We start from the raw sequence: 504 nt of genomic DNA on the forward strand, positions 1-504 counted from the left end.
CTAATTTAAGGGCTGATGGCATCGCATGTAGTGCATGGTGTGGTAGTTTCTAACTCCTGTCAATTTATCGACGATGTGTAGAGCTTAGCGTACGTCGACATCCTCTCAGGGTCCACTTTGCTGTTGACCGGGTCTGTTTTTTTTTTCGCGACTTCGGGTTGGTGGTCGGCACCGGCCGCGCCTTGGCGCGGACGTCCTTCTTCTCGCCCGGAGTCATGCCGCGTTCCTGGCCGGCGTCGATCTCCTCGTCGGTGACGTAGCCGTCGCCATTGATGTCGTACTTGGCGAAATCGTCACTGGTCTTGTGGCCACCGGCGGTGAACTCGGCCAGGGACAGGCGGCTGTCGCCGTCGGCGTCCATCTTCTTGACCTTGTCGGTGCTGGACAGGTTGCCGTCGCCGGCGATGGCGGCACCGGCGAATGCGAACGCGGCCGAGGCGAGGATGATGCGGATCGTCTTCATGGGTATCTCCTGTGGGGGCGGTTCGCCGCCCTGTGTGCGGA

At 60.7% G+C, this 504-nt stretch carries 1 protein-coding gene; it reads right to left on the bottom strand.

The genetic code is table 11. From position 1 onward, the window contains the following. Positions 1–64: 64 nt before the first annotated feature. Positions 65–463 (bottom strand): EF-hand domain-containing protein, encoded by a 399-nt coding sequence (locus CSC73_RS18320; RefSeq protein ID WP_163843577.1) that lies wholly within the window; start codon positions 461–463, stop codon positions 65–67. Positions 464–504 lie beyond the last annotated feature (41 nt).

It is taken from the genome of Pseudoxanthomonas sacheonensis (assembly GCF_010093305.1).
GTDB classification, from domain to species: Bacteria; Pseudomonadota; Gammaproteobacteria; order Xanthomonadales; family Xanthomonadaceae; genus Pseudoxanthomonas_A; species Pseudoxanthomonas_A sacheonensis.